The organism is Albibacterium bauzanense (assembly GCF_004339765.1).
Taxonomy (GTDB): domain Bacteria; phylum Bacteroidota; class Bacteroidia; order Sphingobacteriales; family Sphingobacteriaceae; genus Albibacterium; species Albibacterium bauzanense.
Map to the genome: position 1 here is coordinate 859,813 of NZ_SMGO01000002.1, position 20,603 is coordinate 880,415.

At 38.2% G+C, this 20,603-nt stretch carries 18 protein-coding genes; 10 read left to right on the top strand and 8 right to left on the bottom strand.

The features are described 5' to 3' along the window. Positions 1-6: 6 nt before the first annotated feature. On the top strand, positions 7-1,857 hold the full coding sequence (locus C8N28_RS09680) for a DNA topoisomerase IV subunit B (protein ID WP_132224278.1): 1,851 nt from the start codon (positions 7-9) through the stop codon (positions 1,855-1,857). Between the two features lie 33 nt (positions 1,858-1,890). On the opposite strand, the gene C8N28_RS09685 is transcribed toward C8N28_RS09680, so the two are convergent. Next, positions 1,891-3,531, bottom strand: a complete 1,641-nt coding sequence (locus tag C8N28_RS09685; protein WP_132224279.1) for a M28 family metallopeptidase — start codon at positions 3,529-3,531, stop codon at positions 1,891-1,893. Between the two features lie 155 nt (positions 3,532-3,686). On the opposite strand from C8N28_RS09685, the gene C8N28_RS09690 reads away from it, so the two are divergent. Next, positions 3,687-6,488, top strand: a complete 2,802-nt coding sequence (locus C8N28_RS09690) for a DNA gyrase/topoisomerase IV subunit A (protein ID WP_132224281.1) — start codon at positions 3,687-3,689, stop codon at positions 6,486-6,488. Positions 6,489-6,535: 47 nt separating this feature from the next. Here the strand turns inward: C8N28_RS09690 and msrA are convergent, their stop codons facing one another. The 5 genes from msrA to C8N28_RS09715 are packed head-to-tail and all read right to left on the bottom strand — an operon-like array spanning position 6,536 to position 10,616. Continuing rightward, entirely contained in the window at positions 6,536-7,048 is a 513-nt protein-coding gene (msrA, locus tag C8N28_RS09695; protein WP_132224283.1) for a peptide-methionine (S)-S-oxide reductase MsrA, read from the bottom strand. A gap of 16 nt (positions 7,049-7,064) precedes the next feature. After that, positions 7,065-8,123 (bottom strand): hypothetical protein, encoded by a 1,059-nt coding sequence (locus tag C8N28_RS09700; RefSeq protein WP_132224285.1) that lies wholly within the window; start codon positions 8,121-8,123, stop codon positions 7,065-7,067. A gap of 58 nt (positions 8,124-8,181) precedes the next feature. After that, positions 8,182-9,081, bottom strand: a complete 900-nt coding sequence (locus C8N28_RS09705; RefSeq protein ID WP_132224287.1) for a class I SAM-dependent methyltransferase — start codon at positions 9,079-9,081, stop codon at positions 8,182-8,184. 16 nt (positions 9,082-9,097) lie between these two features. After that, positions 9,098-9,850, bottom strand: coding sequence for an ABC transporter ATP-binding protein (locus C8N28_RS09710; RefSeq protein ID WP_132224289.1), 753 nt, complete (start codon positions 9,848-9,850; stop codon positions 9,098-9,100). A 31-nt stretch (positions 9,851-9,881) separates the two neighbouring features. Continuing rightward, positions 9,882-10,616 (bottom strand): MlaE family ABC transporter permease, encoded by a 735-nt coding sequence (locus C8N28_RS09715; protein ID WP_132224291.1) that lies wholly within the window; start codon positions 10,614-10,616, stop codon positions 9,882-9,884. A 71-nt stretch (positions 10,617-10,687) separates the two neighbouring features. On the opposite strand from C8N28_RS09715, the gene C8N28_RS09720 reads away from it, so the two are divergent. The 3 genes from C8N28_RS09720 to C8N28_RS09730 are packed head-to-tail and all read left to right on the top strand — an operon-like array spanning position 10,688 to position 12,956. After that, positions 10,688-11,407 carry an SDR family oxidoreductase gene (locus C8N28_RS09720; RefSeq protein ID WP_132224293.1) on the top strand — a complete coding sequence of 240 codons (720 nt, stop codon included), beginning with the start codon at positions 10,688-10,690 and terminating at the stop codon, positions 11,405-11,407. Between the two features lie 27 nt (positions 11,408-11,434). Next, positions 11,435-12,340: a LiaI-LiaF-like domain-containing protein gene (locus tag C8N28_RS09725; protein WP_132224295.1), complete on the top strand. Its 906-nt coding sequence runs from the start codon at positions 11,435-11,437 to the stop codon at positions 12,338-12,340. A 4-nt stretch (positions 12,341-12,344) separates the two neighbouring features. Next, positions 12,345-12,956, top strand: a complete 612-nt coding sequence (locus C8N28_RS09730; protein WP_132224297.1) for an RDD family protein — start codon at positions 12,345-12,347, stop codon at positions 12,954-12,956. Here C8N28_RS09730 and C8N28_RS09735 read toward each other — a convergent pair whose 3' ends face one another. Then, a complete protein-coding gene (locus C8N28_RS09735; protein ID WP_132224299.1) occupies positions 12,957-13,142 on the bottom strand; it encodes a hypothetical protein in 186 nt (61 codons plus the stop codon). 284 nt (positions 13,143-13,426) lie between these two features. Between C8N28_RS09735 and dacB the strand changes: the two genes are divergently transcribed. From dacB to C8N28_RS09760, 5 genes are all read left to right on the top strand, one after another. Continuing rightward, positions 13,427-14,842 (top strand): D-alanyl-D-alanine carboxypeptidase/D-alanyl-D-alanine endopeptidase, encoded by a 1,416-nt coding sequence (gene dacB, locus C8N28_RS09740; RefSeq protein WP_132224301.1) that lies wholly within the window; start codon positions 13,427-13,429, stop codon positions 14,840-14,842. A gap of 43 nt (positions 14,843-14,885) precedes the next feature. Further along, complete coding sequence (locus C8N28_RS09745) at positions 14,886-15,734, top strand: 4-hydroxy-3-methylbut-2-enyl diphosphate reductase (RefSeq protein WP_132224303.1); 849 nt, start codon at positions 14,886-14,888, stop codon at positions 15,732-15,734. 96 nt (positions 15,735-15,830) lie between these two features. Further along, on the top strand, positions 15,831-16,868 hold the full coding sequence (hemH, locus tag C8N28_RS09750) for a ferrochelatase (RefSeq protein WP_132224305.1): 1,038 nt from the start codon (positions 15,831-15,833) through the stop codon (positions 16,866-16,868). 72 nt (positions 16,869-16,940) lie between these two features. Then, positions 16,941-18,221, top strand: a complete 1,281-nt coding sequence (locus C8N28_RS09755) for a metallophosphoesterase (protein ID WP_132224307.1) — start codon at positions 16,941-16,943, stop codon at positions 18,219-18,221. Positions 18,222-18,296: 75 nt separating this feature from the next. Continuing rightward, on the top strand, positions 18,297-19,544 hold the full coding sequence (locus C8N28_RS09760; protein ID WP_132224309.1) for an ABC transporter permease: 1,248 nt from the start codon (positions 18,297-18,299) through the stop codon (positions 19,542-19,544). Between the two features lie 9 nt (positions 19,545-19,553). Here the strand turns inward: C8N28_RS09760 and rfbB are convergent, their stop codons facing one another. Next, on the bottom strand, positions 19,554-20,600 hold the full coding sequence (gene rfbB, locus C8N28_RS09765; RefSeq protein WP_132224311.1) for a dTDP-glucose 4,6-dehydratase: 1,047 nt from the start codon (positions 20,598-20,600) through the stop codon (positions 19,554-19,556). Positions 20,601-20,603: the final 3 nt, after the last annotated feature.

A 20,603-nucleotide genomic window follows, 5' to 3' on the forward strand; every position in this document is an offset into this window, starting at 1 on the left:
AATAGGATGACAAATTATAACGAAGATAGTATTCGATCGCTTGATTGGAAAGAACATATACGGCTCAGGCCCGGAATGTATATTGGAAAATTAGGAGATGGTGCAGCTTACGATGATGGTATTTACGTACTTTTAAAAGAGGTTGTCGACAACTGTATCGATGAATTTGTAATGGGTGCGGGGAAAACTATTGACATCAATGTCAGCGAATCCAAAGTATCCGTACGCGATTATGGTAGAGGAATACCTCTGGGCAGTGTGGTTGATGTCGTTTCTAAAATAAACACAGGTGGTAAATACGATAGTAAAGCCTTTCAGAAATCAGTAGGCTTAAATGGTGTTGGTTCAAAAGCAGTAAATGCCTTATCCAATACATTTATTGTTCAATCGTATCGGGGCGGAAAAACCCGTACTGCAGAATTTAGCAAAGGAATATTATTAACCGATCAGGAAAAAGAGACTACACAAAGAAATGGAACAGCCATCACCTTTATTCCTGATGAAAGCATCTTTCGCAACTATAAATACAGAACAGAGTTTATAGAAAACATGATCTGGAATTATGTATTCCTTAATTCAGGGCTAACTATAAACTTCAATGGCACAAAATTCTTTTCAGAAAATGGACTTCGTGATCTGTTGGAAAGAAATGTAGAAGCTGAAGCAATGCGCTATCCTATTATTCATTTAAAAGGTGAAGATATAGAGATCGCTCTTACACATGGTCAATCATACGGTGAAGAATATTATTCATTCGTAAATGGCCAGCATACTACACAAGGGGGTACCCACCAGGCTGCATTCAGAGAAGCGATCGTAAAAACAGTACGCGAATTTTTTAAGAAAGAATTTGATGCTTCAGATGTTAGAGCATCGTTCATTGCTGCTATCGCTATTAAAGTGCAGGAGCCCGTTTTTGAGTCGCAGACGAAGACCAAGTTAGGGTCTCAAAGTATGGGGCCGGAAGGGCCTACCGTTCGGACATTTATCAATGATTTTGTAAAGAAGGCACTGGATGATTATTTACATAAAAATCCAGATACTGCCGATGCGCTGTTAAAAAGAATCCTTCAGTCAGAGCGCGAGCGTAAGGATATTGCCGGCATTAAGAAACTAGCAAATGAACGTGCCAAAAAGGCTTCACTTCATAACCGCAAATTAAGAGATTGTAAGATCCATTACGACGATAAGCATGAACGTAATCAAGAAACTACGTTATTTATCACAGAGGGAGATTCAGCGAGTGGATCAATTACAAAATCGCGTGATGTTCATACCCAAGCTGTATTTAGCTTAAAAGGTAAGCCCTTGAATGTATTCGGACTTACCAAAAAGGTGGTATACGAAAACGAAGAGTTCAACTTGCTGCAGCATGCTATGAATATAGAAGATGGTCTGGATGGCTTGCGATATAATAATATTGTGGTCGCAACCGATGCGGATGTCGATGGTATGCATATTCGTTTGCTACTAATGACCTTCTTTTTGCAGTTCTTTCCAGACCTGGTTAAAGCTGGTCATGTATCCATTTTACAAACTCCTTTATTCCGCGTAAGAAATAAAAAAGAAACCATTTATTGCTATAGCGAAGAAGAAAGACTGGATGCCATTCAAAAGCTTGGAACCAAACCAGAAATAACCCGATTTAAAGGTCTTGGTGAAATCTCTCCGGAAGAATTCGGCCTCTTTATTGGTAAAGACATTCGTTTAGAGCCGGTGATGTTGCAAAAAGACAATAAAATACAGCAAATCTTAGGCTATTACATGGGTAAGAATACACCCGACCGACAAAAGCATATTGTTAATAATCTGCGTGTCGAGCTCGATGTAGATTTAGCAAAAGAAGCAATCGCTTAATTAAGCTGCATTAACAGCTAGAGAGAAAGAACTTTATCTATTCTCTCCAGCTTCTTTAAACTCTGATCCCTCTTTCCACTTAGGAAAATTTGTTTCCATACTTAAAGTATAGCCAATTTGGTAAAACAACTTTATATCATTCATAATGCCGTCCAATTGCCAATATGAGGCATCGTATTCATCTCTTTGCGTGTGATATCTACCTTCAAATTGATCCCTTTTATTTTGAGCTTCCTGACTTGTATCAACAAAATCAACTCCACCACCAGCATACAAAGCAGGCACTCCTACCTTTGCAAAATTAAAATGGTCTGATCGGAAGAAAGATCCGGACGAAGGATGCGGATCAGGATTAACAGTCCGATTCTGTAGTTTTGCAACATTTGCAACATAGGCATCTAATTCAGATTGCCCATAACCAATAACTGTAATGTCCTTTGTAGCACCCGATGCAGTCATTGCATCAATATTGATATTAGCAACCGTTTTTGATAAAGGATAAATAGGATTCGTAGCATAATATTCTGAACCTAATAAGCCTTGTTCTTCAGCGGTAAGCCCAATAAACAGAATTGTCCTCTCTGGTGGAACACTTGCATGCTTAAACGCTTTTGCAATTTCTATAATTGCAGCAATCCCAGTGGCATTGTCATTTGCTCCATTATAAATAGAGTCGCCCTCCAGCGATTCGCCTACCCCAAGATGATCCCAGTGACCAGCATAAATAATCACTTCATCCGGGCGTTTTGTACCCACTAGTTTTCCAATTACATTATTAGAAATATCTTTCTTAATTTTATTTTTAATACTCACACTTGTTTTAAGACCTAAATCAACTGCCTTAAAACCTGGCTTCTTCGCAGCTTCAATAACATTACTATCAACCCCTGCTAAATTAAACATCCTTTTTGCGGCATCTGCACTAAGCCAACCTTCAAAAGCAGCCAAAGATGCACCATCATCAGCTGTTAATAAATTCATTTGCGGTCCACTCCAGCCAGAACGAACAACATTCCAGCCATAGCTAGCAGCTCCTGTATCATGGATAATCATTATCCCACTTGCTCCTTGTCTTGCTGCTTCTTCATATTTGTAGGTCCAGCGTCCATAATAAGTCATGGTTCCTCCTTTAAAAAGGCTCTTATCATAATACCCAGGGTCGTTTACCATGACTACAACCGTTTTTCCCTTTACATCCAAATCTGCATAATCGTTCCAGCTATACTCCGGAGCAACAATACCGAAGCCTGCAAATACAAGCTCACTATCATTTACAGTAACAGACTCTTTAACCTGCCGGCTACCCATAACAAATTCGTCTAAAAGCTTGAACCGCACCTCTCCATTAGTGCCCTTAAGCACTAATTCCTCCATCGGACTTGAATTAGTTTCTACAAGCGGTACTTCTTGAAAGAAGCTATCACCATTGCCCGGTTCTAAGCCCAGACCTTCAAATTGTTCTTTTATATAATTGATGGTTTTTGTTTCCCCTTCAGTGAAAGGCATCCTGCCTTCAAACTCATCAGATGATAAGGTTTTAACTGTATTAACGAAGCTTTCCTCGCTAATGCTATTAAGTGCAGCAGGATCGCTTGCGTCTAACTCATTTTCTGTACTGTTACAGGCAACTAAAGAGGTTGCTGCAATTAGAAGAATAAAAGGAAGTCTTTTCATTAGATTATTTATTTTTAAACGATCAAAGATATGTTCAGAGCCTTAAAATTACTATAAATATGATGAATGCAATAGAAATCGAGAATGTTTTATCATAAAAGGAAATTCATTTGTATTTTTACAGCAATTGGTATTAAAAGCATTATTAGAAACATATGAGTGAAGAGATAGATCAAAATAATGGGTTACAAGGCGGAGAAGAAGAAGAATTAACAAGCAGTAGGGTAATCCCACTTTCAGGTTTATATGAACGTTGGTTTCTAGATTATGCATCCTATGTTATTCTTGATCGGGCGGTTCCTTATATCAATGACGGACTAAAGCCTGTACAGCGTAGAATCCTGCATTCCTTAAAAGAATTAGATGATGGAAGGTATAATAAAGCTGCCAATGTAATCGGAAATACCATGAAGTACCACCCACACGGTGATGCTTCTATTGGTGATGCCATGGTGCAGATCGGCCAAAAAAACCTGCTGATTGATACACAAGGTAACTGGGGCGATCCTATTACCGGCGATTCGGCTGCTGCTCCCCGTTATATAGAAGCACGCTTGTCGAAGTTCGCACTCGACGTGGTATTTAATCCGGATACTACAGTTTGGCAGTTAAGTTACGATGGTAGAAACAGAGAACCTGTAACACTTCCTGTTAAATTTCCTTTGTTACTGGCTCAAGGTGCAGAAGGTATTGCTGTAGGTTTAGCCACTAAAATTATGCCTCATAATTTTAATGAGTTAATTGATGCATCGATCAAGTGCCTGCAGGGTGAGCGACCTAATTTAATGCCCGATTTTCCTACTGGTGGATTGGCAGATTGTTCTGCCTATAATGAAGGAATGAGAGGCGGAAGGGTTAAGATTAGAGCAAAGATTGAAGAGCGCGACCGTAAAACCCTTGCCATAACAGAAATTCCCTATGGTACCACTACCGGTAGCATTATTGAGAATGTTATTGCAGCCAACGATAAGGGTAAGATCAAGATCAAGAAGATCGAAGATAATACGGCTAAAGATGTTGAAATTATCATTCATTTAGCACCCGGTGTGTCGCCTGATGTCACCATTGATGCTTTGTATGCTTTCACCGATTGCGAGACATCCGTGTCTCCTAATACCTGTGTAATCAAGAATGATAAGCCTTATTTCATGAGCGTTAATGATGTGCTTATTGAAAATACGGAGATTACAAAGGGTCTTTTAAAACAAGAGTTAGAAATACGATTAAATGAATTAATGGAGAAAATATTCTTCAGTTCATTATTAAAGATATTTATTCAAGAGGGGATGTATAAGCATCCTGATTATGAAAATGCAGGTGAGTTTGAGGCCGTTGTAGCGGTTTTAGATAATTTATTTGAACCATTTTTCCCTCAGTTCTATCGAACCATTCTCCCCGAAGATTATAAGAAGCTTATCGATAAGCCCATGAGTAGCATCACCCGTTTCGATGTTAAAAAGGCAGACGAACAGATGAAGGGATATGAAAATGAAATTAAGCAGGTAAAATATCATCTTAAACATTTAACAGACTATGCGATTGCCTGGTTTGAAAAATTAAAAGAGAAATACGGTGCAGGCAGAGAGCGTACAACAGAGCTTAGAACTTTTGATAAAGTTACCGCAGCTGAGGTTGCATTGGCCAACATCAAGTTTTATGCAAACCGTGCTGATGGTTTTATTGGAACCGGATTACGTAAGGATGAATACATTGGAGATTGCTCTGATCTGGATGAAATCATTGTTTTCAGAGAAGATGGTCAGTTTGTAGTAACCAAGATCCAGGATAAAATCTTTGTTGGTAAAGGAATCATCCATGTTGCTGTTTTCAGAAAAGGAGATGATAGAACCGTTTATAATCTAATTTACCGCGACGGAAAAACAGGTGTTTCCTATGTTAAACGTTTTTCTGTTTTAGGTGTTACCAGAGATAAAGAATATGATCTTACCGGTGGTGCCAAAGGGTCTAAAGTGTTGTATTTTACTGCCAATCCGAATGGCGAGGCAGAAGTAATCAATATCCAGTTACGCCCTCATTCAAAACTTCGAAAGCTTCAGTTTGATCTTGATTTTGCTGAAGTAGTAATTAAGGGTAGGGGAGCCAAAGGTAATATTGTTACCAAATATCCAATCAAAAAAATAACTTTAAAGGCAAAAGGTGTTTCTACCCTTTCAGGCAGAAAGATCTGGTTTGATGAAACATTAAGCCGTTTAAATGTAGATGGCAGAGGACTTTATTTAGGTGAGTTCGATGGAGATGATAAAATACTCATTCTCTTGAAAGATGGTAGCTATGAATTACGATCATTTGATTTAAGTACGCATTTTGATAATGACCTGTCCAGAATTGAAAAATACGATCCGGAGAAAGTTTATACCCTGGTTCATCGCGATGGGAAATCAGGTGTTTTCTTTGTAAAACGTTTCCTGATTGAACCCAGCGCCATTGGAAGGCGCACCTCTTTAATAAATGAAGAGCCGGGCTCGAAAATGATCTTAATAACGGCTGCTTCAAAACCGGTTGTAAAGATAGATATTACCAAAGGCAAAGCTAAAACCCCGGAAAGTTATGAAGAAGATTTAGCTGCATTTATTGATGTTAAAGGGATGAAAGCTCAAGGTAATCGCTTAAGTCCTCATGATATTGTAAAGGTCGAGTTGCTTTCAGTAGAAGAAGATGATGATCAGGAAGATCTTGTGGATTCTTCTAGCACTAGGCCTTCCTCTCAAACTAGCGTTAACCCTTCCTCTCAAAATGATGATGATACAGAAGTAGAAGATATAGCAAATGAAGAAGCTGCTGAAGAGAATATAGTAGAAGATAGCAAGAATACAGCAGAGAATAGTGAAGAGTCGCCTGTAATCCCTGAAAAGAAAATAGCGCCTAAATTAGATCTTGAAATCACCAACCCCGATGAAATCGAGATTGATAATAAAGGTCAGATAAATCTATTTTAGAGAATTACAATAAAATTCTACAATACAATTTATAAAGGCTTTCGATCTTACTCGAAGGCCTTTATAAATTTATCCACTTTAGGTTTAACAACCGCTACACAATAAGGCTGATTCGGGTTTCTAAGAAAGTAGTTTGTATGATAATCCTCTGCTTCATAAAATACTCCTGCCGGAGACACCTTTGTAACAATCGGTTTATCAAACACACCTTCTGCTGTTAAGCCTGCAATAAAACGTTCTGCTTCGTCTTTTTGCAAATCATTATGGTAAAATATTTCAGAACGATATTGCGTACCAATATCATTTCCTTGTCGGTTTAATGTAGTAGGATCATGTGTTTTAAAGAAGACTTCCAGCAGGTCTCTGAAACTCAATTCATCTTCATTATAATCAATTTGAATAACCTCTGCATGACCTGTTTTACCAGTACACACTTCTTCATAAGTCGGGTTTTCAGTATGGCCACCCATATATCCGGGTAAAAGGGTGTTAATTCCTTTTAATCGTTGAAATACGGCCTCTGTACACCAAAAACAGCCACCAGCCAATGTTGCTTTCATATAACTTTGTTTTAATTTATTGATATTGAATATAGATAGGAATGGGTTTTAACTTTAATAATTCCTCCGGCGTTAACATCCGGTTTGGCGGATTTTTAATATCATTCTTGTAGAATAATTTAAAACCTGTAAACTCTACCGGTTCCTTGTGAATAAAATGACGATAGGTTCCCTTTTTCAATTCGGGAGGTCCCCATCCATCCATATCCATTACAAATTGTACTTCCGGACGAAGTTTTATATCGCTGTAGTTCTTTACCATTCCTTGTGTAAAACGGTGTACCACCAATACCTTCGGTGGCAAGTTGTTGTCCTGCACCAGCTTCTGCAAATATTCAGTGGCAAAATTAATATCGCTGGCATTGAAAGAGCCAATTTTTTTACCCGGTTTTGAACCATCCTTCATTGAAAACTCAGGATCAATCCCCAAGTGAACATGCGGTAGTTTTAAGTATTTCTCCAGTCTTGGCAGTTCATCTTCAATAGTACTTAAAGCTACTTGAATATCCAGGAAAACAAGCGCATTTCGCATCTTCGCAATGCTTAATACAGAATCAATCTGTGAGTCAGGCATCCTGTTACGATATTTGCCATCCTTTCCTTCAGATCCCTGAGCAACCACAGCAATATAATGCAATGCCGGAATAGCTTCTGTGGTGCTATCTGCTTCGTTCCATTTTTTAATCTCTGCATCCAGGTGCTCTAACATCAGTTCAGGTGGATGTTCTCCTAGAATACCCATTCTGGTTGAATACAAATTTCCATAATAAGCTATAATCCTTTTAGCCGGCAGGATAGCTCCGGCTAAAGGTATTGGCTGATTTTTAACGGGCCATTTACCAGTTGTATCTCCATTTGCCAGTGCTAAAACCTGACTACGATACAGGTTTGAATCCACAAATGGATTGTTTAAGATAGCTTCTTCTTTAGCCTTTTCAATAGAGTCTAGCCGGCTAAGCGAATCTGCTTCAGCGCTATCAATAGCAGCCTGTCCATTACTAAAGTTGCATGAAGAATAAAGAACAAGAAAGAAGAACAATACAGGTGCTGCTTTCAATAGGCTTCTTTTTATCATAGAGGGTTATATTTATTCAAAAATGGAATATACGGTATTTCTTTGTTCTTATTATGTATTATAATGCTTTCTTAAATCTTCCAAAAGCACTAATAGGTAGCTTCTTTCCAGTTGCTGCGGGGAGGTATAATTCTCCGGTTTCCAGGTTTTTAATCTGTGGCATAGCTTCTCTTAACAGTGTTTCTATATTTTTTGAAAAGAAACCCGATGTATAGGTGTTTAAAATCAAAAAGTGTTCCTCTTTATCCAAAAGCTTAACAACGTCATGAATCATTTCTTCAATCTGATTTTCTAGCTTCCATTTTTCGCCTTTCGGACCATGACCATAGGCCGGCGGGTCTAAAATAATGCCATTATAAGTGTTTCCTCGTTTAATTTCACGCTTAACAAACTTCAATGCATCTTCTACCAGCCAGCGAATATCTTTTAACCCTGACAATTGCTGATTTTCATTTGCCCAGGTAATGACCTGTTTAATGGAATCAACATGTGTCGTTTCTGCCCCACAAGCTCTTGCAATTAAAGAAGCGCCTCCTGTATAGGCAAAAAGATTTAATACTTTTGGCTGTGCTTTTTTAAAAGAGCGAAGGCTGGATGCAATATAATCCCAGTTTGCAGCCTGTTCGGGGAATATCCCGACATGTTTAAAGGCGGTTAGGGCTAAACGAAATTTAAGATGAACATCTTTATTCTGATAGCCAATAAACCACTCATCCGAAATATTTTTAGATTTTTTTACCCATTCGCCTTTGGTTGTTGAACGGCTGATAAAACGAATATCATGCTGCTTTATCCATTCTGCTTCTGGCAATGTTTTTGGCCAGCCAGCTGCAGGTTCGGGGCGGATTAAAATCCGATCTCCAAATCGCTCAAGCTTTTCTCCTCCGCCGCAGTCAATCAATTCATAATCCTTCCAGGTCTTAGGAATGGTTATGAAACTAACTCTATTCTGGTCCATTTCTATGCAATCTTACTTAAAAACTTTTCTTCGCCACTTTCATAAACGGACTTGCAAATACGAACTCATTGAGTTCTTTAATATCAGTATGCGCTATTTCTTTATTAGAGCCTTCCCAGTTTTTCTTTCCCTGGTAAAGGAATAAAATATAGTCACCAATTCCCATTACCGAACTCATGTCATGCGTAACAACAACCGTAGTTGTATTAAATTCATCTGTTAGCTCCTGAATTAATTCATCAATAAGGATGGATGTTTGAGGGTCGAGCCCCGAGTTGGGCTCATCACAGAAAAGATATTTAGGTGTCATGGTAATTGCTCGTGCTATTCCTACCCGCTTCTTCATCCCTCCGGAAAGTTCCGATGGATAAAGAGCGTTTGTGCCAGCCAAATCTACCCGTTCCAAACAGAAGTTTGCACGGTCAATCTTTTCGCTTTTGCTCATATCTGTAAACATCTCCAATGAAAAGATGATGTTTTGTTCAACGGTCATGGAGTCAAAAAGAGCAGAGTTCTGAAAAAGCATTCCTATTTCCTTTCGAATCGGAATCCTATCTTCAAATGATAGCCTGGTAAACTCTGTGCCGTTATAGATTACTTTACCTGAATCAGGATGATGCAATCCTACCATACATTTTAAAAGTGTACTCTTGCCCGATCCTGAGCCTCCTATGATCAAGCTGATTTTGCCGGGCTCAAAATTTGCTGAAATACCTTTTAAAACTTCATTTTCTCCAAAAGACTTGTAGATATCAGATACTTCAATCATTTAATTCAAATTTAATTAGAAGCTTCAATGTTTAAAGCATGAGGGCAGTGATAATATAATCACATGCCAATATTGTTATACAGCTTACTACTACGCTTTTTGTACTTGCCAATCCTACTTCTAAAGAACCTCCACGAACATAGAAACCCTGGTAGGCAGAAATAGAAGTTATTACAAAGCCAAAAACGAAAGCCTTCACCATGGCAACCGTAACTGTATAGCCGTTAAAATCGCCTGTAATACCCATAATATAATCGGCTGGAGTTACAGCACCCGATATAGCACCACCAGCTAGTCCACCAAAAATAGCCAGGAAAATCGAAACAATAACCAATAAGGGAACCATCGTAATTCCAGCAATTATTTTAGGAAGGATTAAATATCCTGGAGCATTGATTCCCATAATTTCTAAGGCATCAATCTGTTCAGATACACGCATAGAGCCTATTTGTGATGAAATGGATGAGCCCACTTTACCTGCAAGAACCAAAGCAGTTATCGTCGGACTTAATTCAAGAATACTTGAATCGCGGTTAATTTGTCCGATAATAGAAGAAGGAATTAAATCAGAAACTAATTGAAAGGCAATCTGCATCGTCATTACAGCTCCAATGAAGGTAGATATAATGGCAACCAAACTCAGCGAGCCAACTCCTATATTATCCATGCTTAGAAAAATCTCCTTCCAATAGATTCTCCATTTTTCTGGTTTCTTAAAAACCGATTTTATAAGAAGAAGGTATTTGCCAAAGTCTGTAAAAAACATATAATGTGGATATCTCGTAAATATAACGTTTCCTTTTTATTTTCGTATTTTCGTTAACAAATAAAAGAACAATGAGTTTGAATAAAAATAAGGTAGCACTCGTAACCGGCGCTACTAAAGGTATGGGTAAAGCAATATCATTTGCATTGGTAAAAGAGGGATATACTTTAATTGCTTGTGCAAGAAAGCAAGATACATTAGAGCAATTGCAAAATGATATTAAGAATGTTTTCCCTGATGCAAATGTTCTTATTCAAGCTTGTGACTTCTCAAAACCTGCCCAGGTAGAAGACTTATTGCAATGGGTAGATAAGGGTTCTTTGCAAGTTAATGTATTGGTAAACAATGTAGGTCTTTTTATCCCGGGTTATCTTCTAAAAGAACCAGCAGATATGCTGGCTAAACATATACAGGTAAACGTGTTTACACCTCATCTTTTATCTGTTCATTTTGGACGAAAAATGCGTGAAAATCAAAGCGGACATATTTTTATGATTACTTCCGTTGCCTCCAGAAGTGCTGTGGTTACAGCAGGCTCTTATTCTGTAACAAAGTATGCTTTGGCAGGTCTAACAGCTGTATTACGCAAGGAATTAAAGGATGATCATGTAAAGGTTACAGAGATCATTCCCGGCTCTACTTTAACGTCTTCCTGGGAAGGAACAACCATTCCGGAAGAAGAATTTGTACAGGCCGAAGACATCGCTCAAGCGCTGATATCGGCATTAAATATGAGTGCCGGAGCCAATGTTGATGAAATAATTATTAAACCTGTTAAGGGCAATCTATAACAATTAGAAATTATAAAATGCTAGGTCATGAATAATAGAAGAATTAGCTGGGGCTTAATTGTGCTGTTTATTGGTTTGATATTGTTGCTTACCAACCTGGATTATATTGATTTTAACTGGCTGGCGGTTTTCTCCCTGTGGCCTGTTCTTTTAATATTATTAGGATTGAGCTTTATGCTTCCCTACAAGCCGGAAAGCAAGTATATTATGATTATTGCTACCGTTGCTACCTTGGCGCTTTTTGCCTATAAAGGCTTAGAATCTGTAGGTGAGGAGCAAAACTTTGGGTCAGATAATACGAATGGTACTGCTGTTTTTTCACGAGATTTAGACCCGGGAATAAAGTCGGCTACCCTTAATATAGAAGGGGGAGCTATCAGCTTTCGCATTAATGAAGGCACCGATAAGCTTTTCTATGCAGAAACAAGAAGTAATACAAATAGCTTCTCACTTTCAGATAAGACCAACGGTGAAAAAAGCACGATCGATTTTGTAATGCGTGGTAAAGAGGAAGTAGATCTTAAGGATAGCAATATCCAGAATAATGCAAATATCCGGTTAAATAAAGACCTGATTTGGGATCTTGATCTGAAGATCGGGGCAGGTGCTGCCGACTTTGACCTGAGCAATTATAAAGTAAGAAAAGTAGATGTTGACGGAGGAGTTTCCAGTGTAAAGATACGTATGGGCATGCCTTTTGAAGCTGAATCAGCCATCGAGTTTAAGGGTGGTTTAGCAAGCTTTGAGCTCTATATCCCGAATGATGCAGCTTGTAGAATTGTTTCTAAATCTGCTTTATCCTCTCAGGATTTTCAAGGCTTTAACAAGCAGCAAGATGGTTCTTACATTACTGATAATTACAATACAACCGATAAGAAGTTTATTGTAAACATGGAAAGCGGTTTGTCAAGTTTTAGTGTTAAACGATATTAATCCGGTGAGCAATCAGAAGTATTTTTATGTGAGAGAAGGAAAGCCTGAGGGTCCTTTTTCTTTGGAGGAGCTTAAGCTCCTCAATCTAAAATCGAATGATTTTGTAAAGGAAGAGGGTGCCGACGATTTTCATGAGATTCATGAACTGCCTGAATTGAGTAAGCTGCTTTCTGTAAAACATGAAATTACCCTGCCTCAATACTTTGCCACCATGGATATTCGCTTGCTGGCCTGGGCAATCGACTTCTTTTTTGCTTTTGCATTGTATTGCATATTTATTCTATTGCCTATTCTAGCTTTTACCAGCGGCTCTACAAGAACGATGTATGTTCTTATTGGTTTATTGGCTATCTTTCCAATACAATTTATTTCTACTATCTTTTTAGAATGCTCGAAATATCAGGGAACGATCGGTAAGTTAATTCTTCGAATTAAAGTATGCGACACAAAAGGCTTGCCGATAGGTTTTGCCAGATCTTTATGGAGAAACATCTGCAAGATACTTGGTTTCCTTAGCTTAGGGATCGGCTTTTTCGCTGGTTTCTTTAGCCGCAAACAGCAATGTTGGCACGATAAACTGGCAAATACGCTGGTTATTAAAGATCGCTTAACCTAGTTAAGCTTCGTCTTTTGTGTTCCTGACTAAGCCAATTCCTGAAAAGAAGAATATAATACCAATTACGCCGACAACAGTTAATTCGCGATAAGCTTCACTGCGTTGAACAAACTGTACTCCCACATATATTAAACCAATAATGCCCAGTATTGTAAGGATTGTTCCAAAGGTTCGTTTTACATTCATGATCTATATTTTTAAAATCAGGTTAATAAGGCAATTTCTATGCCTAATGTATATACCATGCTTATAACATGGTATAGAGTTGCTTTACATGCTTGAGTTATTATCGGGTGATCCTCGGGTTGTGTCTGCGCTTTTTTGGCCGTTTTAACACAGATATATTAAAAGATTAACTGTCTTACCTCTTGACTATGTAAAACAAGCTATTTGTTATCCATAGAAGATTGTATATTGGGATATGCTATAAAATTAATTAGTTTTATAGCTAGAAAAAATAGCCTCCTTTTATGAAAGTCTACTTTGCGGTTGTAGTTTTATTTTTCTCATTTCAGTTTAACGCTTTCTCACAATCTTTAGCAGAAAAGATAAGTAAATCTTTTACTGTTTTTGAAGCTGATCGTGATCTGAAATATGGTATCGCCTCTTTAACTGTTATGAACGCTCGTACAGGTGAAGTTATCTATAATAAGTATGAAAACCTAGGAATGGCACCGGCATCCACATTAAAGGTGATTACGCTTGCTACTGCTTATGAGGTTTTGGGCAAGGACTTTAGATACGAAACTGATCTGTTGTATAGTGGTGTGATTAAAGATGGGGTTTTAGAGGGAGATATTATCATTAAAGGTACTGGTGATCCTTCTTTGGGGAGTGATCTTTATCAAGAAACGAAAGCAGCTGTTTTGTTGAAAAGGTGGACTGATGCCATAAAAGCAGCAGGTATCAAGAAAATTAACGGGACGGTCATTGCCGACGATTCAATGTTTAAAGGGCAGATGGCTCCGGAGGGCTGGATCTGGTCTGATATGGGACAATATTATGGTGCCGGGGTTTCTGCATTAAATTGGCAAGAGAATAAAATGCGGGTTGTTTTTGCTGCTAAAGGTAGAGTGGGAGATAAAGCAACTTTTGTAAGGACGGTGCCGATGAGTTCAGATGTAGAAATTATTAATGAGGTAACTATTGGGTCTACGGGTAGCGGCGATCAGGTTTATGCATATTCTGCGCCTTATTCATCTAAGATTATGTTAAGAGGAACTTATGCTATTGATTTAAATAAGGAAATTGAAATCTCTTTGCCAGATGGAGCATACGAAGCTGCATCCAGTCTGAAAGCTGCTTTGGTCAACCAGCGGATTGCTGTTGAGGGAAAGGTGAATACAGCATTTTTATTGCAATCTGAAGGTAAAGATTTACCAACGAATACAAAATTATTAGATCGTTATCTGTCTCCTGATTTAGGTCGATTGTCTTATTGGTTTTTAAAAGAAAGTATTAATTTATATGGCGAAGCACTTTTAAAAACGGCTGCTTTTCATGAGAGCATTGCAACTAAAACTTCGGATGCTTCTGCCTGGGAGCAGAAGTTTTGGGCAAGCAGATTGAGGATTGATTTAGGTGCTTTAAAAATTATGGATGGCAGTGGGCTTTCTCCTGAAAATAGGGTCAGTACGTTGGCTATGGTTCAAGTTCTGAACGCAGCTAAAAAGCAAGCTTGGTTTAATAGCTATTATGAGAACATTCCTTTGGTTAATAATATGAAGATGAAGAGTGGTACTATAGATGGAGTTTTGGGTTATGCGGGTTATCATACCTCCAGGGATGGAACACCTTTGGTATTTGCCTTTCTGGTTAATAATCATGAAGGTAGAGCATCATCTATGCGACAAAAAATGTTCAGGGTGTTGGATTCTCTGAAATAGCCGGCATGCAGAAATTAGTTTCAAATTCTTATCTTTGTGTGGTATGAAATACAATTTAGATGTATCAATAGATAAAGACTCAGGCTTCTGTTTTGGCGTTGTTTATGCCATTGAAATGGCAGAAGAGATACTGGAAGAGGATGGCTATTTATACTGTTTGGGAGATATTGTGCATAATGATGAAGAGGTTCTTCGTTTAAAAGAAAAAGGTCTTCGGATTATAGGACATGAAGAGCTGATTAACTTACATAATGAAAAGGTGCTTATTCGGGCACATGGTGAAGCTCCGGAAACCTATAAGATAGCCCTTGATAATGATATTACATTGATTGATGCCTCTTGTCCGGTGGTTTTAAAGCTTCAAAACCGTATCAAGACTTCTTATGATGAGAAGGAGAAGGTGCTCATTTTTGGAAAACATGGTCACGCAGAAGTGATCGGATTGCAAGGCCAGACTAATAGTGAGGCTTTGGTTTTTCAAGATATCAGTGAGTTGGATCATGTAGAATTACCACATAATATTACCTTATATAGTCAAACGACGAAGAGCACAGATAAGTTCTACGAGATTAAAGAAGAACTTATTAACCGAGGATATAATGTTCGTGCGAATGATACAATCTGTCGCCAGGTTTCGAGCCGTTATGAAGATTTGGGTAGTTTTGCAGAGAAGTTTGATAAGGTTGTGTTTGTTTCAGGTAAGAAATCATCCAACGGAAAAGTTCTTTATGATGTTTGCCTGAAGAGCAATCCAAACACCTATTTTATATCTGATCCTGTAGAGTTAAAACCTGAATTATTTCAAGAGAACGATACAGTTGGCATTTGTGGAGCAACCTCTACGCCGATGTGGCTGATGGAAAAAGTACGTGATATTCTAAAGGAATATTGATTTACCGTCATAAAATGCCCTTCTCTATACAATGCTATCTTGAAAGTAGTAATTTCGTAAATTGTTTCTTTGGAAAAATCTCTGTGTAATATATTAATGAAAAAAGGAATCTTACTTGTAAATCTTGGGACACCTGATAGTCCATCTGTGCCTGACGTTCGTCGTTATCTTGATGAGTTTTTAATGGATGGACGTGTAATTGATATTAAGCCTATACCCAGAAACCTGTTGGTTAGAGGTCTTATTGTTCCTTTCCGAGCGCCTAAATCTGCTAAAATATATAAAGAAGTCTGGACAGAGGAAGGTTCTCCATTGCTTATTTATGGCTTGGAAAATAAAAGATTATTACAAGAAAGCCTGGGCGATGAATATGTGGTTGCATTTGGGATGCGCTATCAAAATCCGAGTATTCAGAGTGCTTTGGATGAATTAAGGGCTCAAAAGGTAAAGTCTATTCAGGTAATTCCTTTATTTCCACAATATGCTTCAGCATCTACTGGTTCGGTTCATCAGAAAGTGATGGAGATTGTAAGCAAATGGCTGGTTATTCCAGATATTAGCTTTATTAGTTCGTTTCACAATCATCCTGATATGATTCAGATTTTTGCTGACAATGGTCGTAAACACGGCATTGAGAACTATGACCACATCCTTTTTAGTTTTCATGGCCTACCTCAGCGCCAGTTAATTAAAGCTGATGATTCTAAAACACACTGCTTACAAGATAAATCTTGTTGTCAGACTTATAATGATAAAAATCACTTTTGCTATTCTGCACAGTCCTATGATACGGCTAAATTGATTGCTGAGAATTTGGGTCTTACACGTGATCAATATACCATAAGCTTTCAATCCCGTTTGGGTAAAGAGCCTTGGTTAGTTCCTTCTACCAGTGATATCATTCATGAAAAAGCCCTGGAAGGTAAAAAGCGCTTATTAGTTTTTTGTCCGGCTTTTGTTGCTGATTGTCTTGAAACACTTTATGAGATTACAGTTGAATACCATGAAGAATTTGTTGCGGCAGGAGGAGAGAAAGTTCAATTAGTAGAAAGTTTAAATAGCGACCCTCGTTGGATAGAAGTCTTGAAAGGTTTTATCGTAAAGCAAGAGAATAATACGCTTATCCCAAGCTAGAAACGTGACTGGCATTTCTTTTGTAACATTCCCTGGTACGATCTATCTAAATTAAAATCTCGAAAAAGAAAGATGCGGATGAGTCCTATCATATTAAGTTCCATTATACTCATTTTACTTGATGTATATATTTATACGGCTTTAAGAGCTACCAAGATTAAATGGGCAAGAAGTAAAATCTTTACTGTTTTATGGTGGGGGTATTCTGCTGTTTTATATTTAGGCTTATTGAGTACAATTTTCTTTGATGTACGGCTTGATCTTCGTTCTGTTATTCTAGTTGCTCTTTTTATAACCTTTGCTACCAAGTTTGTTTTTGCATTGATCATGATCATCGATGATATTCGAAGAGGTGGGGTTTGGCTAAGCAGAAAGGTTATTAGGAGGAAGAATGCACAAGATGAAGTTATTGTTGAAAATAAAGTTGTTGTTGAAAAAGGAAAGAGCAAAATATCCCGGTCTGACTTTTTAGCTAAATCTGGAATTGTATTGGCCGCTGTGCCTTTTACTACCTTAACCTGGGGTATTGTTTCAGGAGCTTACGATTATCGTATACGCAGGCAAAAGCTCTATTTGCCTAATCTGCCAAAGGCGTTTCTTGGAATGAAGATCGGTCAGGTATCTGACATCCATTCTGGAAGTTTCTATAATAAAGTAGCCGTTCAGGGTGGTGTAGATATGCTATTAGCAGAGAAACCGGATGTGGTATTTTTTACAGGAGATTTGGTGAATAACCTGGCATCTGAGCTAGGAGATTATAAAGATATATTTAGTAAAGTGAAAGCTCCTTTGGGTGTTTATTCAATTTTGGGTAATCACGATTATGGAGAATATCATTTTGGTTTGGAGCCATCTGCCGCTAAGTCCAGAAATTTAGAATTATTAAAGCAAAGCCACCATGAAATGGGTTGGGATCTGCTTTTGAATGAAAACAGGAAGATTAAAGTTGATAATGAAGAAATAGGCATTATCGGTATTGAGAATTGGGGCGCAGGATTTCGTTTCCCTAAGTATGGTGATTTAGATAAAGCACTTAAGGGCAGTGAAGATGTGCCTGTTAAATTGCTGCTTTCTCACGATCCTTCTCACTGGCGGGCTCAAGTTCTTTCTTATCCTGAAATTGACGCTATGTTTAGCGGACATACACATGGTATGCAATTTGGTGTTCGATTAAAGAGCTTTCAATGGAGCCCTGTTCAATACCTCTATAAAGAATGGGCAGGTTTATACCAGGAAAATAAACAACAGCTCTATGTCAATACCGGTTATGGCTTCTTAGGTTATCCTGGCCGTGTTGGAATTTTACCTGAGATAACTATCTTTGAATTAATGAGTGGTGATAAACCCTCCTAAGAAATACGATTGCGAACCTTCTTTAATTTGTAACATTCCTTAATTAGATCTGTCTAAGATAAAACAACGATTATTATGGCGGTAAAGATGTCTCAACGTGAAACGATTAAAATTTCACTGCAATCTATTAATGCGAATCGCTTACGTACGTTTCTGACAGCTTTAATTATTGCTATTGGGATCACCGCCTTAGTAGGTATATTGACATCTATTGATGCTATACAAACTTCTTTAACTGAATCTTTCTCAGCTTTAGGCTCTAACTCTTTTACCATTCGTAACCGTGGATTAAATATCCGTATTGGCGGACAAGGTACGCAGCCAAAAGACTATCCGAATATAACTTACCAGGATGCTGTTGCTTTTACTGAGCGATTTGATTTTCCGGCACTTGTTTCTGTTAATGTTCGGGTGAGTGGTGGTGCTACTGTTAAGTTTGAGAGTAAAAAAACTAATCCTAATATTAGTGTTCAAGGATCTGACATCAATTTCTTAGAAACTGGCGGATATAAGCTTGGTCTCGGTCGGAATTTTACAGAACGAGAACTTGATTTAGGAAGCAATGTTGTAATTATTGGTGCAAAAATACAGGAAAGCTTGTTTACAGAAAACGAGGATCCTATTAATAAAATTATAACGATTGGTGGTACCCGTTTTACTGTGATTGGAGTATTGGAGAGTAAGGGTGCAAGTTCCGGGCTTGGAGGAGATAATACTACAATTATACCACTGGTGAAAGGAAGAGCCTTAATAACCGGAGGTATTCCTTCGTATGTTATTACAGTTATGAATACCGTGCCCAATATGACGGAGGCAACGATTGGGGAGGCGACAGCTTTATTCCGGAAGATACGTAATTTGAGTGCCACGGAGGAAAGTAATTTTGAAATTACGAAGAGTGATGCCATTGCCCAGGTTTTATTGAGTAACCTTACTTATGTTACCCTGGGAGCGGTTGTTATTGGTTTAATTACGCTGATAGGTGCATCCATCGGGTTGATGAATATTATGCTGGTTTCAGTTACCGAACGAACACGTGAAATAGGTTTAAGGAAGGCAATTGGCGCAACGCCTCATCTTATACGGCAGCAGTTTTTAACAGAAGCTATTGTGATTTGTATGATGGGTGGGGTAGCAGGTATTTTACTGGGGTTGATTATAGGAAACGGTGTGGCATTGCTCTTGGGGGCAAGTTTTCTTATTCCTTGGATGTGGATGGTTATGGGAATCGCGGTTTGTATTCTAGTTGGAGTAATATCAGGATATTACCCTGCATCTAAGGCTTCAAGCTTGGATCCTGTTGAAGCCTTAAGATACGAGTAAAGGTTTTTATTAACTGTATTGTTTCTTATAGTAGGCCAGGTAATTACCGCTGGTTACATTATCTAACCATTCTTCATTCTCTAAAAACCAATCGACTGTCTTCTCAAGTCCTTCTTCAAAGGTTATGCTAGGTTTCCAGCCCAGATCACGTTGCAATTTTGTAGAGTCGATCGCATAGCGCAGATCATGTCCGGCACGGTCTTGAACGAACGTAATAAGAGAGGCAGATTCTCCTTCTTGTCTATTTAGCTTTTTATCCATTATTGAACATAATAGATAGATCAAATCAATGTTTTTCCACTCATTATTTCCTCCGATATTGTAAGTAGTACCGGTTGCTGCCTTATGGAAGATTACATCAATAGCGCGTGCATGATCTTCTACCCATAGCCAATCGCGAACATTTTCACCTTTTCCGTAAATAGGGATGGATCTTCTGTGTTTGATGTTATTGATGGATAGTGGAATTAGTTTTTCAGGAAAATGATGTGATCCGTAGTTGTTTGAGCAATTTGAGATCACGATATCCATTCCATAGGTATCGTGATAAGCTCTGACAAAATGATCTGAACTTGCCTTTGAAGCAGAATAAGGAGAATGTGGATCGTAGCTTGTTTCTTCAGTAAATAAACCGCTATCACCTAAAGCACCGTATACCTCGTCGGTTGAAACGTGATAGAAGCGATGCTTATCATAATTTCCTTTCCATGTATTGCGTGCAGCATTTAATAGATTTACTGTACCAATAACATTGGTCATTACAAATTCAATGGGATTGCTGATGGATCGGTCTACATGCGACTCTGCTGCCAGGTGGATAACTCCGTAAGGATTCTCTTCTTCAAATAGTTTTTCGATGAAGCTGGCATCTACAATATCTCCCTTTATAAAACGATAATTAGGCTTATCTTCAATGTCTTTTAAATTTTCAAGATTTCCGGCATAAGTTAGCAGGTCTAGGTTGATGATCTCATAATCTGGATAAGTATTGACCATTCTTCTAACAACATGTGATCCTATAAATCCGGCACCACCAGTAACGATAATTTTCTTCATTTT

What these genes read in the sequence shown, in the direction of transcription:
- C8N28_RS09680 (WP_132224278.1), top strand. Translation starts at nt 7, where the DNA reads ATGACAAATTATAACGAAGATAGTATTCGATCGCTTGATTGGAAAGAA.
- C8N28_RS09685 (WP_132224279.1), bottom strand. Translation starts at nt 3,531, where the DNA reads ATGAAAAGACTTCCTTTTATTCTTCTAATTGCAGCAACCTCTTTAGTT.
- C8N28_RS09690 (WP_132224281.1), top strand. Translation starts at nt 3,687, where the DNA reads ATGAGTGAAGAGATAGATCAAAATAATGGGTTACAAGGCGGAGAAGAA.
- msrA (WP_132224283.1), bottom strand. Translation starts at nt 7,048, where the DNA reads ATGAAAGCAACATTGGCTGGTGGCTGTTTTTGGTGTACAGAGGCCGTA.
- C8N28_RS09700 (WP_132224285.1), bottom strand. Translation starts at nt 8,123, where the DNA reads ATGATAAAAAGAAGCCTATTGAAAGCAGCACCTGTATTGTTCTTCTTT.
- C8N28_RS09705 (WP_132224287.1), bottom strand. Translation starts at nt 9,081, where the DNA reads ATGGACCAGAATAGAGTTAGTTTCATAACCATTCCTAAGACCTGGAAG.
- C8N28_RS09710 (WP_132224289.1), bottom strand. Translation starts at nt 9,850, where the DNA reads ATGATTGAAGTATCTGATATCTACAAGTCTTTTGGAGAAAATGAAGTT.
- C8N28_RS09715 (WP_132224291.1), bottom strand. Translation starts at nt 10,616, where the DNA reads ATGTTTTTTACAGACTTTGGCAAATACCTTCTTCTTATAAAATCGGTT.
- C8N28_RS09720 (WP_132224293.1), top strand. Translation starts at nt 10,688, where the DNA reads ATGAGTTTGAATAAAAATAAGGTAGCACTCGTAACCGGCGCTACTAAA.
- C8N28_RS09725 (WP_132224295.1), top strand. Translation starts at nt 11,435, where the DNA reads ATGAATAATAGAAGAATTAGCTGGGGCTTAATTGTGCTGTTTATTGGT.
- C8N28_RS09735 (WP_132224299.1), bottom strand. Translation starts at nt 13,142, where the DNA reads ATGAATGTAAAACGAACCTTTGGAACAATCCTTACAATACTGGGCATT.
- dacB (WP_132224301.1), top strand. Translation starts at nt 13,427, where the DNA reads ATGAAAGTCTACTTTGCGGTTGTAGTTTTATTTTTCTCATTTCAGTTT.
- C8N28_RS09745 (WP_132224303.1), top strand. Translation starts at nt 14,886, where the DNA reads ATGAAATACAATTTAGATGTATCAATAGATAAAGACTCAGGCTTCTGT.
- hemH (WP_132224305.1), top strand. Translation starts at nt 15,831, where the DNA reads ATGAAAAAAGGAATCTTACTTGTAAATCTTGGGACACCTGATAGTCCA.
- C8N28_RS09755 (WP_132224307.1), top strand. Translation starts at nt 16,941, where the DNA reads ATGCGGATGAGTCCTATCATATTAAGTTCCATTATACTCATTTTACTT.
- C8N28_RS09760 (WP_132224309.1), top strand. Translation starts at nt 18,297, where the DNA reads ATGGCGGTAAAGATGTCTCAACGTGAAACGATTAAAATTTCACTGCAA.
- rfbB (WP_132224311.1), bottom strand. Translation starts at nt 20,600, where the DNA reads ATGAAGAAAATTATCGTTACTGGTGGTGCCGGATTTATAGGATCACAT.